Below are 13,581 nucleotides of genomic sequence, written 5' to 3' on the forward strand. Positions count from 1 at the left end.
CTCGCCTAATCTTAAAATCATAAAATTTTTGACATACTGATTCCAAACGAAATGCAAAACCCTCAGCCCCTCTCTCGCGTCGTTGTCACTGGACTAGGTGCAATCACACCGATCGGTAACACGGTCGAAGAATACTGGCAAGGTCTAGTCGATGGCAGAAACGGCATTACAGAAATTACTCGCTTTGATACTACCGATCATGAGTGTCGTGTTGGTGGCGAAGTTAAGGACTTCGACCCACTTACCTATATCCCTGCCAAAGAAGCACGTCGCATGGATCGCTTTGCCCAATTTGGTGTAAGTGCCAGTATCCAAGCATTACGTGATGCTAATCTCGAAATTACGCCACTTAATGCGGCTCAAGTTGGTGTTTTGCTAGGTACTGGAATTGGTGGTTTGCAAGTGCTGGAAGATCAGCATGAAATCATTCGTACTAAAGGACCATCTCGCTGTAGTCCATTTATGATTCCGATGATGATCGGGAATATGGCGGCAGGTTTGACGGCGATTCACACGGGCGCACAGGGACCTAACTCCTGCACGGTGACTGCTTGCGCGGCTGGTTCCAATGCGATCGGCGATGCATTTCGTTTAGTCCAAAGTGGCTTTGCTCAGGCGATGATCTGCGGTGGCACTGAGGCAGCAATTACGCCTTTAGGTTTTGCAGGATTTGCTTCCGCCCGAGCCATGTCTCGACGCAATGATGATCCCGCCCATGCTTCTCGTCCCTTTGATAAGGAGCGTGATGGCTTTGTGATGGGTGAAGGTGCAGGGATTTTGATCATCGAAAATCTCGATCATGCTCTAGCGCGTGGAGCAAAAATCTATGCCGAGATCGTTGGTTATGGCTGTACTTGCGATGCTTATCACATGACATCACCATCCCCTGACGGTGAAGGAGCAATTCGGGCGATGTCCCTAGCGCTGAAGGATGCTGAGATTACGCCTGAGATGGTGGACTATATCAATGCTCACGGTACAAGTACGGCGGCAAATGACAAGACTGAGACTAAGGCGATTAAGAAGGTCTTAGGAGATCACGCCTATAAAGTAGCGGTTAGCTCTACTAAGTCAATGACTGGTCACTTACTCGGCGGTTCGGGTGGTATTGAGGCTGTGGCTACGGTTTTGGCAATTCATAACGATATTGCCCCCCCAACCATGAACTTAGAGAATCCTGATCCTGAATGCGATTTGGATTATGTAGCGAATCAGTCGCGCCCCATGACAATTAATGTGGCGACTTCTAATTCCTTTGGTTTCGGTGGTCATAATGTGACCCTTGTATTTAAGAAGTATCAGTAGAAATAGGGCAGCGCAATGCGCTGCTGGTATATTTCGAGGCGGCGCAAAGCACCTCCTTAAAAAAAGAAAGAGGCGGTACTTTGTGCCGCCTCTTTCTTTTTTTTGAGAATTTGTCAGAAAATGCTAGAAAAAAAGAACAGACTTTTTCTGTTCCAATAACTTGTTTGTTTATGTCTTGATTGTTGTCATTAAATATCAGAATCTTTATCGTGAAAAACAAGTTTGCGCTAGATCAAAAAAACAAGACATTCCCTGAAAACCATGCTAATAGTTGTTTTTGAGGTTTACATCTATACAATTGCCTTGCATAACAAGTTTAAATAAACTGTGCTAACTTAAAAAACATAGAAAACATTTAGTTCTCTATTTTATTCTCTAGCTTACTATCTAAATATTTCTGACGAGTCGAACGGATGGGTGTTGAGTAATTACAAACTGTGCAATTAATTTTAATATTTGTTTTAGTACTTGTTTTTTACTGGTTTTAGTTTTTGGATTGGCAATAGTATTTTGATGTGTTGAGTATAAACTGGATGTTTATTTGTCTAACTAGATGGAGATTTAGGTAGAAAGTTCCAATCTAAAACAAGAAGTTAAAATCAATAACTTAAAACAATAATTTGCATAAAAGTCAAAAAATATTTTTCTGACTCGTTAGTTTTTTAGAGATGGAATCTAGGCAGGAATAATTAATAATAACTTAGTGGATTGTGAGGGAAAACGATGACTATTGATGACGCACTCAATATCGTAGATTCTGTTTTGGGAAATAAGAGTCTCAGTACAATTCAAGAGGCAATTTTTCGCCAAACTTGGGATGGTAAGACCTATTCAGAAATTGCCGAACAAGCAGGTTATGATGCTGCTTACATTCGCGATGTGGGGTACAAATTGTGGCAATTACTATCAGATGCTTTTGGCGATCGCGTGACTAAAAATAATTTGCAAGTGGTGCTACGTCGCTACAGCAATCGATCGCTACAGGCTGGTAATACTAGTTCTAATATTAGTTCTAATATGTCCTATGCAAATATAGCTCCGATGGTTGCTAGCCCTGTCAATTTGCCCATTAGTACTGATTCCTTTAGTCAGGAAATTAGTAATGGTGCGGCGAAATTATTACAGTTGTTATCACGGGTTTTAACTGAGCCAATTGGCGATCGCCCTATTAATCACTATTTACAACAGATCCATGATTCCAGTACTGATTCGTCTCTAAAATTGACGATTACCGTCAATCTCAGCATGGCTGATTAAGAATTGATAGGCGGCGCTTCGCGCCGCCTATCAATTCGACTACCAAAGGTGTTCCCTGTGGGAACACCTTTTTTATCTTTAAGTAATTGCTTTGCTAGCAATATCCTTGCGGAAATACATACCGTCGTAGGCGATAAAATCAACGGCGCTATAAACATTCGTAATTGCATTGCGAATGTCATCACCTAAAGCGGTAACACCTAAAACCCTTCCGCCATTGGTGACAAGGGCATTATTTTTGAGCTTCGTACCTGACTGAAACACAAATGCGCCAATATCTTCGGATTTGCCGATACCTGTGACAAATTGACCAATTTCAACTTTGTCAGGATAGCCCCCTGCTGCCATGACCACACATACCGAGGATTGATTTTTCCATTTGATAGGTGGTAATTCGGCAAGCCTTCCTTCTACACAGGCGAGTAGCAACTCATCCAGAGGGCTGTCGAGCAATGGCAACACGGCTTGAGTCTCAGGATCGCCTAGACGACAGTTAAACTCCACCACTTTGGGTTCCCCCTCAGGGGTAACCATCAAGCCCGCATAGAGGCAACCGCGATAGTCGATGCCTCTTGCCCTGAGAGCGGCGATCGTTGGTTCGAGGACTTGGGTTTGCACTTTTGCCATTAACTCAGGCGTGGCGAGTGGGGCGGGCGCATAGGCTCCCATTCCACCAGTATTCGGTCCCGTATCACCATCGCCAAGGCGCTTGTGATCTTGGGCAGGGACTAGAGGACGAATGGTTTTGCCGTCAGTGAAGGCAAGAACTGAGACTTCCTGCCCTGTCATAAATTCTTCTATGACCACCGTTTCGCCTGCGGAGCCAAATTGTCCCGCAAAAATGCGATCGAGGGCTTCGATCGCTTCTTCAATGGTCATTGCCACGGTGACCCCCTTGCCACTGGCTAAACCATCGGCTTTGATCACAATTGGTGCGCCCTGAGTTTGCACATAGGCTTGGGCAGCTTCGAGACTTTGGAAGGTGGCACTAGCAGCAGTGGGGATATTCGCCTCTTGCATGAGCGTTTTTGCCCAAGACTTGCTAGCTTCGATTTGCGCTCCTTCTTGGGTAGGGCCAAAAATTAGCGCTTCGGCAGCCTGGAAATAATCGACAATGCCTAGCGCTAATGGCAGTTCGGGACCAACTATGGTAAAACCTACACCTTGAACTTGGGCAAATCGCAACATTCCCTCAAAGTCATCAATGCTAAGGGATACGTTTTGGCAATTGGGCATGGTTGCTGTGCCACCGTTGCCCGGAATGCAAAAGACGCGATCGATATTTGGAGATTGTAGAAGTTTCCAAGCTAGGGCGTGTTCTCTACCGCCACTGCCAACTACGAGGACTTTCAAATTACACCTATAATACTCACACTAGTTTTGCTGTAAATCTAATTTATCAGCAACTTATTATACCTGAGGAGTAGATCCTAGTGGAATTTCATCGCTAAAGCTGAATTTTTTAGTAAATTGAAAGGCTCCTGCGACTGAACCCCAGACCATTTCATCGGTGACGATATCGTAACCACGATCAAGACTGCTGTAGGTTTTTTCGGTGACTTCAAACTCAATGCTGAGGTAGGTATCTACGCCTTTGCGATTGATGCAGCATTTTTTGCCTGATTCCACACTGCCTTTAAAGGTTTGATGATCGGCGCGGTATACCCATTGGGTGCAACCATGCAGTTGATCGATCGCCTCAGCATCAATTTTGGCAAGGCGATCGCGATCGCGGCTAGCTCCAAAAAATTCAGTAGCATTTTTGAGTTTGTAATTAATCATCTCGATGCGATCGTTTTTATAGATCAGATGTAAGACTGCGGTGCGATAGGGATGATTTAGCTCATAGTCATAGGCTTGTTCGAGATAGAGCCATACACCTTCAGGGGTGATGGGATTAGGTAGGGCGCGGATACCTACACGGATATGAGCAAAGAATGGTGGGTTTTCGATCGCTTGCTCCCAATTACTGTGATCACCTGCTAGCCATTGGGAAAGGATATAGACATCGGTGGGACTGGTTAAAACTGTCATATTAAATGGGGTGCTTAAATGTTTGGTTAAACGCTTTTATTTATAATCTGTCGCCAATTGTATAGCAAAGCAAGAGTTAGCCAGTACAAACCAAAACCAAAAGATGAGTTGCGGCGCTTCGCGCCGCAACTCATCTTCTGGTTTTGGGTACTAACAAGAATGGCAACAAGTAAGAGATTATTGCTTAAATACAACGGACTGATTGCGTCCTTGCTTTTTGGCTTGATAGAGCGCTAAATCGACATTTTTAATTAAGGTATGGGGCGATCGCTCTAAATCGGGAATTGCAGAGGCTACGCCTTGACTGACCGTAACCATGTCATTCACCTCAGAGTATAAATGCGATATTTTTAAGCCCTTAATACCCTGATGAATCCGTTGGGCTACGGCGATCGCTCCAGAGATATCTGTGTTGGGCAAAATCACCATAAATTCTTCCCCTCCATAACGAGCCACCAGATCGGCAGGGCGTTGAATTAGATTTTGGACAGCTTGAGCAATTTTCACTAAGCATTCATCTCCTGCCTGATGTCCATAGTGATCGTTGTAGTGTTTAAAATAATCAACGTCAAACAATAATAAAGCTAAAGGTTGCTGTTCGCGATAAAGCCTCTGCCACTCCGTGATAATGCGATCGTTAAAACAACGCCGATTGGCTATTTGCGTTAAGCCATCAATATTAACCAAGCGTTCCAGTTCTTGATTGGCTCGTCTTAGATTTGCTTCGATTTCTCCGAGAGTGATTTCCGCTTTTTTGCGATCGCTAATATCGATCGCAAAGCCATACCAAGCAATATCTCCATTTGAGCGTAACTCTGGACAAGCCTGAGTCTTGATCCATTTGATTTTTTTCTGAGGAGTGATAATTCTCCATTCATAGTTAAAGGTTTGCATCGAATTTAAGCTTTTGGTGATGGCTTCTTCATATCCTGCGATATCGTCGGGATGAAACAACTCATAGTGGGGATTGGGACGATTGAGTAAATAAGCAATATTCACTCCTAGTAGTTCTTCAGTGGCGGCGCTAGCATATTCAAATAGATAAGTTCCATCAGGATAACGCACCATAATATAAATAGATTCTGGAGAAGTATTGGCGATTTTTTGAAATCTGGCTTCATTTTCCTGAATTAGAGCTTCAGCCCGTTTGCGATCGCTAATATCGGTGACCCGAACGAGATTGATTTCCTTGCCTGCGACATTAATTTGCTTAACTGCGAGATTTCCCCAAAAATGATTACCTTTTTTGGTGATATATTCCATTTCGCGATGCCAAAAGCCATATTCTTGAATTTGTTCATTGATAGAGTTCAATTCTATTTCGGTAAAGCGATACTTTTGTAAGGTTTGACCTTCGATTCCCAGCAATTCATCCTTACTATCTGCTTCAAACATAGCCACAGCCCTTTGATTGCAATCAAAAACCAACAGACTAAGCGGATCGACTAAAAAAATTGCATCAGCAGAATCATTGTAAATTACTTCTCTAAGTTCACGGCTATAGGCTAGTTCTAATTCCGCACGGATGCGATCGCTAATATCTAAATAAATTCCACCGACAGCATAGGGCTTATTATTCTCATTTAGCAATGGAAATTTAGTGATAAAGAAAGTATGTAAACCGTCGGGGAGAGGAACGGATTCTTCAAAACTAACGGCTATTTCCTCAAAAATAGCCTGTAGTTCCTGCTTACGCACATTTTGGACGTTGTGTTTAGGGAAAATATCATAGTCTTTTTGATTTAAAATCGCTGTCTCTGGTAACTGTACCAAATAGGTAAATTCATTATTGACAGAAATATAATTTCCTTCCAAATCCTTGATGGTAATTGGTGTAGGAGCATTATCTAAAAAAGCCTTGAGGCGAGCTTCGCTTTGACGTAAAGCTTGTTCGGCAAGCTTGCGATCGTTAATGTCCGTAAGTGAGCCAATTATCCGCACTGGCTTTCCATGATCATTCCAAATTGCTTGACCACGATCCAATAGCCATTTGTAGCGACCATCCTTACACAAAAATCTATAGTCAGCGATATATTGCGGAACTTCACGCTTTATATGTTTTTGAAAAGCCTTGATCACCTCCTGTTTATCGTCAGGGTGGATCAATGCTAACCATTGCTCAATAGTTGCGATTTCCCAAAAGTCATAGCCATGAATTTCTGCACAACGTTCCGAAATAAACTTTTGCTGGGTGATGAAATCAAAATCCCAAATGCCATCATTACTTGCCTGCATCGCCAATTTCCAGCGATCTTCGCAACTATGCTTTAGATGTAAAATTGGTTCGATAATGAAGCGGTTTACCGATATAGCAAACATTATCAATAACAGCAGTGAGAAACCGCCAAAAAACAAAAAATGGTTACGGTAATTCTCAGAACCGCTACTTACTAAACATATCCAGACAAAAAACTGCAACGCAAAGGGAATGAACATCGTCCATCTTAGAGGAATGTTACACAATAAAGCCCGACTTAATGGACGACTGACTGCCATAGTTTAGTTTTTGGAAATTAATTAAACTTATCGTGTCCCTACCTCAGCACTTTAGGCTGAAATAAAAACTGATATTTCGGTTAATACAGGCTATTTAGATTTTGGGTATTAGAGATAAATTTTCAAAGAGATTTTTTCGCAAGCTTTTTAAAAATTTATCTAGGTTTTAAGAAGACGCAAAGCATTGTAATTTTGATTTTATGATTAGGGACGCTTCATAAAATCAAAATCAGATTTTTGGCGTTAAAGTTCACCCCCATCCAATAAATTTACTCTTTTATTAAATGGCAGAATCTTTACTTTAGTCTTCGTCTAATTCACTCAACTATGTTACCCATAATTATTTAAAAAAGATAAAAAGTTCACCATTCTGTACATTAGAGCTACTATCGGCAAAACTTAAGATATTAATATGTTGGAAAATTGCTGAGGATAGAGAATTATTAAATATTGGAGAAATTCGCTCATTTATTAATAAACTGCTCAAATTATTCGTTAAGTTTAATAAATCAGCGGATTCACCAATATATCCGTAGATTTGTCGATCTTTTGGTAGTTTTTTAGCAATAGTTTTGAATTCCTTAGAGGTGGCGATCGCTTGATTACCTTTAAGATTTAGAGCCGATTCCAATGCTGAAAGCGAGTTGGATAGATAAATATAGTTGTTGGTTTGAGCGTGGGCAGCGACTATTACTCCCGCGACGCTCTCCGTGTTGGCAGTATTTAGACTGTTAGCCGTAAGTTTTGTCCAAACCGTTATAGGTTGATTTTTAAGGGATATTTCGCCAACTGTAAGCTGGTTGCGTACTTGATTGTCTAAGACGGCGATCGCAGTTTTAGAAGCTTGAGCATCTTTGACTGGGGCAACAATCAGCCATTCTCGATTTTGATTGGCTTTATCCTGAGTTGCTTTATGAAGATTATTTGGCGGCAAAAGGGCGATCGCGTATTCATCCTGCGCCCATGCGAAAAGATTACTCTTAAGAGCATCACTATTAAAGGGAAGGGGGGCGATCGCTTGGACTAATAATTTCTGAAGGTCGGGCGAGAGGGAGTTATTGATACCTTGCAAGGTTTGCGCGAGATTATTGCCAATAATTACAGAACTACTTAATGGAATATTTTTGGCAATATCGAAGTTTGTCTTTTTAACAGCTTTTGCTTTAGTAGCTAGATCAGGACTAGATTTTGTCTCTTCTATCTCTAAATTATCTAAACTAGCTGAACTTTCTGAACTATCTGAAGTAATTGCTTCGCGACTAAATAGAGTTTTGGCACGAATTCCTGACTTGTCTAAACCGAAGCTCAATAATAGACTTTCTTGCGGCAAGGTTTGATCTAGTTCCGCCAAATTGACATAGGCTACGCCGATCTTGCCTGTATTAATTTGCGCTAGGCGATCGCCAAAGTTTGCCACATTCGCTAAGGCGGACTTAGTATCAACTTTGTAGAGATTAATCGCCTCTTTAATTACCCGCGAGTCATTAGCAAAAAGGACAAATTTACCCAAAATCGTACCTGCGATCGCGGGCTGATCTTCGTTGGCGCTACTTAAAATTGAGGTGTCTTGATATTGCTCAAATCCAATATCTGAGCCATTGACCGCTAAGCGTTGCCAAAAAGCATCAATGCTACTTTGAGCGATGGCTATATCTTTAGCCGCAAAAGCCAGTAAGTATCCTGTTTGGGAACCATTTTTGGGCTGGTGGTCTAGATCGATATCCGTGACCGCTAGGGTGATTTCTTGATCAAGCCAAGGCTGAATATCTTCCTCATAGTCAAGTAGCCAGTTTTGTTTTAATTGCTGTTTGAGGTTAGCGATTTCATGGCGCACATCACCGCGATCGCTTGGTTGCGCTGCCAATTGCGTAAACAAGCTTAATTTGTCGGGATCAACTAGAAATGATAGGAATAAAGGCGATTTTTTTGGTAATAACTTGGTTGCTAAGGGCTGCGCCTTAACGCCTGTCAACAAATCACGGGGATTTGCCGCAAATACCTTTGCCAAAGTGCTGAAGCTCAGTACTAATAACAAAGCTCCGATTACCGCAATTCCTACAAAAACAGGTTTAATTTTCATCCCAGAAGTACCAACAACAGCTATGAGGAATTCAATATATTAGATGGCGCGGCTTTGCCCTGCCATCTAATATATTGGTTCTTAATTTTACGGCGCAGCCCTAATCAAAACCCAAATTTTTTTAGTAACTCGCAATGCGAATTATTAAAAACATCTGGAATTTAATAGCGAATCCTCGGATCGATCCATGCATTGATAATGTCTACGAGAATACTCGCGATCGTGACAATGATTGCAAAAAACACCACAATCCCCTGTACCACAGGATAATCGCGACCGACGATCGCCTCAAATAATCGGTTAGCTAGCCCCGGCCAAGAGAAAGTTACCTCAGTCAATACCGCACCGCCCAACATCGAAGCCAAGGTCAAACCAAGGATCGTAATCACGGGAATCATCGCATTTTTAAGGGCGTGATTAAACAGAATTGAACTAGGTTTAATACCCCTAGCCTTTGCCGCTTCCACATAGTCAGATAGGAGTGTCTGCCGTAAATTTACCCGCACGATGCGCTCAAAAATGCCACTAATGACTATCCCTAAACTGGTCGCAGGCAAGATCAGATATTGAAAACTCGTCCAGAGATTATTCCAATCACCCTTCATCAATGAGTCAATGGTATATAGTCCAAATACCGTAGTTGGCGGCTCGGCACTGGCGGGAAATCTTGTACCGATAGGGAGCCAACCCAATTGCACCGAAAACACCAATTGCAAAATCATCCCTACCCAAAAAAGCGGCAAGGAATAGGTAACAATGCCAAAAAGCCTTCCGCCCACATCCCATTTAGAGTTAGGTCGTAAGGCGGCAATAATACCTATGGTTAAGCCGACAATTAGCGCCACAATTAAGGCATAAATTGCCAATTCCGCAGTGGCTGGAAAAAAGTTCTTAATGATTTGCCAAACAGTTTGCTCTTTGGTGCTGATGGATTTACCTAGATTAAATCGCATCAAATTTTGCATATATCCTAAATACTGCGACAAAAGAGAACCTGTTAGTCCCACTTGTTCTCTCAGGGCAACCTTTACCTCTTCGGGGGCGCGAGGACCCAAAATCGCATCAATGGGATCGCCGGGAGTAGCCCGCATGAGCAGGAATACTACGGAAGCGATCGCCCACAGCATGATCGGCGCAAGCATCAATCGTGCTGTTATGTAGTAAAAGAGTGCTTTGATGCGACTAGACATAGGCAAGAATTTGCTAGATAAATTAGGGTTGCGGGGCTAAGCCGTGCAACCCTAATTATTCATTAAGAAGGTAGCAATTTATCAATTTCTCCAACATAAGTTCCTAAACCAACCGCAGTCCGTACCAATGTGCCGTGAATATCCACAGCGCTATATTTAGCGATCGCTTCGCTAATTGGCACATCGATCACTTCGCGATTGACCCAAGCCACCATGCGATCGTATTTTTCTTGGGCAATAAGATCTACGGCGGCTACACCAAAGGCTGCACCCAAAATCCGATCAAGAGGAGAAGGGGTACTACCGCGCTGCACATGCCCCAAAATGGTGACTCGGCTTTCCATGCCTGTACGAGTACTAATTTGATCGCCGAGGTATTGACCAATTCCGCCATAAAGGGTCTGTCCAAGGCTATTGGTATATTTCACAGGCTCACCCGATGGGGTTTTCACCGCTTCCGCAACCACCATCGTACTGAAGTTAAACCCACGCAATGCTCGATTCATCAGGCGATCGCATACTTCATCAAGATCATAGGGAATTTCAGGAATCAGCACCACATGCGCTCCGCCCGCAATCCCCGCACTCACCGCAATATGCCCAGCATCCCGTCCCATTACTTCCAAAATCATTACGCGACTGTGACTAATGGCGGTATAAGTCAGGCGATCGAGCGCTTCCACTGCCACGCTTACAGCCGTATTAAAACCGATAGAATTCTCCGTCGCGCCCAGATCATTATCAATGGTTTTGGGAACTGCTACGAAATTCATCTTCCCTTGCTGGGCAAGGCGGCGCAAGATTGCTAAACTTCCATCGCCACCGATCCCGATCAAGGCATCTAATCCCAGTTTGTGATATCCATCAATCACTTCCTCAGAGCGATCGACAATGGAACCATCGGGCATTGGATAAGCAAATGGATTCCCTTTATTCACAGTTCCCAAAATCGTACCGCCATAGCGTAAAATCCCTGAGACTTTCTTAATATCCAGCAACTCTGCTTCCACTGGACGATTCATCAATCCTTGGGTAGCGCCTTTAATGCCATAAATTTCCATATCATAGTCGCGAGCGCGGCGCACAACTGCCCGAATGACCGCATTTAGACCTCCACAATCTCCACCACTCGTCAAAATCCCAATACGCTTAGTTTTTGTCATAAATCTTCTATTAGTTGCTATTAGTTGTAAAAGCCGAGAGAATGACGACACTTTGCGCCGTAACTCTTTCTTAGTTTTTGGTTTGAGTGAATACTCATTTCAAAACCGCCCTAGGGTATGCAGCGATCAGATTTATTATCACGACTTAATAGGACAAGATATGGTGAGGATTTTTGAATATTTGTGAACTTAACTTAGCATAATAGTAATTGCAGATTGTTATTTTAGAATATTTGTATTAGGTACAGACATGAAATCGAATTCAGTTTATCCATCACAAGAAAAATTATCTCCAGAACAGAAACTGGGTCTGGGAATTGTATCTAAACTGGTTTCAAATCAAGGTCGGGAGATAGTTATAGCCATTGATCGCACTCAGAGTGTGAAGATTGAGGAGGAGGGACGCACAAGGATTACACAGCTTATTCGTGATGCTTTACAAGTGGGCGATCGCATTTACATCATTGATTTTGCTACTGATATAGATGATGCAAAGTTAGCTAAAGAGCCAATAATTATTCGTTCTAATGAAGACAAAACTAAACTGTTGGATAATTTGAGCTTTGAATCAGATCCTAACTTACGCAACACAGATATTCAAAACGCTGAGTGGAAAATTTATAAGCGTTTAGCAGAACTGAATCAAGAGAGATTAATTGCTAAACAACCGATTTATAGTCAATCGGTAATCTGGATGACAGATGCACCGTTATTTACTCAGTCTCCTGCTACAGAACAAAATTGGATTGAAACGCCGCTCAATAGTCCTTTTCGAGATGCTAATTCCCAGCAAAGTAAGGACAGAAGTGCTTGGTTGCAAAGTTTGGATCTGTTAAACAAGCCCGAGAGATCGCACCAAATTAAAGATAATTACAAATTAACCGTAGTTGATATTGCGCCGACAGTTCAAGAGGTTTGCACCTATGCCCCTAGCGGACAAAGTAATTGCCTAGTTGCACCTTATCTAGTGAATCAGTTATGGCTGCCATCATTCATCTTAGGCATTAGTAGTCTGGCTGTTTTATTAGGATTAATTGTGAGTGGCTTACATATTTATGCCAGCCGAAAAGGATGGAAAATCTCTATCAATGATGAGCATCCAAATGTGAAAATGAAGAATCGATATAATTTAGGAGAATATCCTTTTGATTGTGGAGATTCTGAAATTAGAGGCTATCTTCTGCGAAGAGGCAAGGATCTTTGGTTAGAGGCTAGTAAAAATGATACTTTGAAAATTTTTCTTGATGGACAAGAAATTGTACAAAGAGAAAAAATATTAAAAGAGAATTTTACTTTAACGTTGAATTGTGAAAATTCTAACCCAAAAGAATTTCTTGTAAGAATTACCAAATAAAAAAGTTTTAATCTAAAAAATCTATAAGATTTTCTAAGTCTCTTGCGCCATGCAAGACTCGCAAAATCTCTACTTTTTGTTCTTGAATAGTATAAAAAATTAAATATTCCTTGAAATTTTTAAGTCGCCATTGACGAATCGCTGATATATCAGGTAGCTGTAAGTTTTTACCGATATTAGGCGTTATTGCCAACTGATTAAAAGTATATTCCGCAGATTCTAAAAATCTTTCGGCTGCCTCTCGATTTCCAGTTGCTAAAATGTAATTTGCTTGTTGTCTTAGATCCTGAGTGGCGCGATCGCGGACAATTACTATGCAATTCATATTTACTGATTCTCTGTTCCTAAAACCGACAAGCGTAAATTTTGCCAATATTCTGGTGTTACAGCTTCAGAGCTTGAATTTAAACCTTCTTGCAATAAGCTAGTCAATCTTGCTTGAGCTTCTTTCTTTTGTCGATCTTGATTTAAAAGTGCTAGGAAATAGTCTGCAACTGTGTTGTAACCTCCAGACTTAATCTGCACTTGGACATAAGTTTCAAGTTCTTGAGGGATGGGGATGCTAACATTCATGGAATATTGGAGATGCAAATTACTGTACTACTAGTCAAATAATTTTAGCATTTTGAAATTGTAAGATTACAAAGATCGCTTGTACTTTTTCTTCTTTTACCTGTGTCTGTGTTTGATGAGTAACTGCTT

The 13,581-nt window shown here is 41.8% G+C and carries 11 protein-coding genes; 3 read left to right on the plus strand and 8 right to left on the minus strand.

Going from position 1 to position 13,581, the window contains the following annotated elements; genetic code table 11:
- Positions 1–51: 51 nt before the first annotated feature.
- Together fabF and H6F42_RS01875 are read left to right on the plus strand one after the other, a co-directional pair.
- Positions 52–1,305, plus strand: a complete 1,254-nt coding sequence (gene fabF, locus H6F42_RS01870; RefSeq protein WP_190397647.1) for a beta-ketoacyl-ACP synthase II — start codon at positions 52–54, stop codon at positions 1,303–1,305.
- 723 nt (positions 1,306–2,028) lie between these two features.
- Entirely contained in the window at positions 2,029–2,562 is a 534-nt protein-coding gene (locus tag H6F42_RS01875; protein WP_190397648.1) for a hypothetical protein, read from the plus strand.
- 78 nt (positions 2,563–2,640) lie between these two features.
- Here H6F42_RS01875 and purD read toward each other — a convergent pair whose 3' ends face one another.
- The 6 genes from purD to H6F42_RS01905 form a co-directional block, all read right to left on the minus strand.
- Positions 2,641–3,915, minus strand: coding sequence for a phosphoribosylamine--glycine ligase (gene purD / locus H6F42_RS01880; protein WP_190397649.1), 1,275 nt, complete (start codon positions 3,913–3,915; stop codon positions 2,641–2,643).
- A 57-nt stretch (positions 3,916–3,972) separates the two neighbouring features.
- Positions 3,973–4,596: a chromophore lyase CpcT/CpeT gene (locus tag H6F42_RS01885; protein WP_190397650.1), complete on the minus strand. Its 624-nt coding sequence runs from the start codon at positions 4,594–4,596 to the stop codon at positions 3,973–3,975.
- A gap of 177 nt (positions 4,597–4,773) precedes the next feature.
- Positions 4,774–7,092 (minus strand): diguanylate cyclase, encoded by a 2,319-nt coding sequence (locus H6F42_RS01890; protein ID WP_190397651.1) that lies wholly within the window; start codon positions 7,090–7,092, stop codon positions 4,774–4,776.
- 340 nt (positions 7,093–7,432) lie between these two features.
- Positions 7,433–9,172 (minus strand): DUF3352 domain-containing protein, encoded by a 1,740-nt coding sequence (locus H6F42_RS01895; protein WP_190397652.1) that lies wholly within the window; start codon positions 9,170–9,172, stop codon positions 7,433–7,435.
- Between the two features lie 161 nt (positions 9,173–9,333).
- Entirely contained in the window at positions 9,334–10,362 is a 1,029-nt protein-coding gene (locus H6F42_RS01900) for an ABC transporter permease (RefSeq protein ID WP_190397653.1), read from the minus strand.
- A 62-nt stretch (positions 10,363–10,424) separates the two neighbouring features.
- Complete coding sequence (locus H6F42_RS01905; protein ID WP_190397654.1) at positions 10,425–11,525, minus strand: ATP-dependent 6-phosphofructokinase; 1,101 nt, start codon at positions 11,523–11,525, stop codon at positions 10,425–10,427.
- Positions 11,526–11,775: 250 nt separating this feature from the next.
- On the opposite strand from H6F42_RS01905, the gene H6F42_RS01910 reads away from it, so the two are divergent.
- Positions 11,776–12,879, plus strand: a complete 1,104-nt coding sequence (locus H6F42_RS01910; RefSeq protein ID WP_190397655.1) for a VWA domain-containing protein — start codon at positions 11,776–11,778, stop codon at positions 12,877–12,879.
- A 7-nt stretch (positions 12,880–12,886) separates the two neighbouring features.
- Here the strand turns inward: H6F42_RS01910 and H6F42_RS01915 are convergent, their stop codons facing one another.
- Together H6F42_RS01915 and H6F42_RS01920 are read right to left on the minus strand one after the other, a co-directional pair.
- Entirely contained in the window at positions 12,887–13,204 is a 318-nt protein-coding gene (locus tag H6F42_RS01915) for a type II toxin-antitoxin system RelE/ParE family toxin (RefSeq protein ID WP_190397656.1), read from the minus strand.
- A gap of 2 nt (positions 13,205–13,206) precedes the next feature.
- On the minus strand, positions 13,207–13,452 hold the full coding sequence (locus H6F42_RS01920; protein WP_190397657.1) for a type II toxin-antitoxin system ParD family antitoxin: 246 nt from the start codon (positions 13,450–13,452) through the stop codon (positions 13,207–13,209).
- Between the last annotated feature and the right edge of the window lie 129 nt (positions 13,453–13,581).

The organism is Pseudanabaena sp. FACHB-1998, assembly GCF_014696355.1.
Classification (GTDB): domain Bacteria; phylum Cyanobacteriota; class Cyanobacteriia; order Pseudanabaenales; family Pseudanabaenaceae; genus Pseudanabaena.

Excerpts from the sequence above, each read along its gene's own strand:
- fabF (WP_190397647.1), top strand. The coding sequence starts at position 52 with ATGCAAAACCCTCAGCCCCTCTCTCGCGTCGTTGTCACTGGACTAGGT.
- H6F42_RS01875 (WP_190397648.1), top strand. The coding sequence starts at position 2,029 with ATGACTATTGATGACGCACTCAATATCGTAGATTCTGTTTTGGGAAAT.
- H6F42_RS01885 (WP_190397650.1), bottom strand. The coding sequence starts at position 4,596 with ATGACAGTTTTAACCAGTCCCACCGATGTCTATATCCTTTCCCAATGG.
- H6F42_RS01890 (WP_190397651.1), bottom strand. The coding sequence starts at position 7,092 with ATGGCAGTCAGTCGTCCATTAAGTCGGGCTTTATTGTGTAACATTCCT.
- H6F42_RS01895 (WP_190397652.1), bottom strand. The coding sequence starts at position 9,172 with ATGAAAATTAAACCTGTTTTTGTAGGAATTGCGGTAATCGGAGCTTTG.
- H6F42_RS01900 (WP_190397653.1), bottom strand. The coding sequence starts at position 10,362 with ATGTCTAGTCGCATCAAAGCACTCTTTTACTACATAACAGCACGATTG.
- H6F42_RS01905 (WP_190397654.1), bottom strand. The coding sequence starts at position 11,525 with ATGACAAAAACTAAGCGTATTGGGATTTTGACGAGTGGTGGAGATTGT.
- H6F42_RS01910 (WP_190397655.1), top strand. The coding sequence starts at position 11,776 with ATGAAATCGAATTCAGTTTATCCATCACAAGAAAAATTATCTCCAGAA.
- H6F42_RS01915 (WP_190397656.1), bottom strand. The coding sequence starts at position 13,204 with ATGAATTGCATAGTAATTGTCCGCGATCGCGCCACTCAGGATCTAAGA.
- H6F42_RS01920 (WP_190397657.1), bottom strand. The coding sequence starts at position 13,452 with ATGAATGTTAGCATCCCCATCCCTCAAGAACTTGAAACTTATGTCCAA.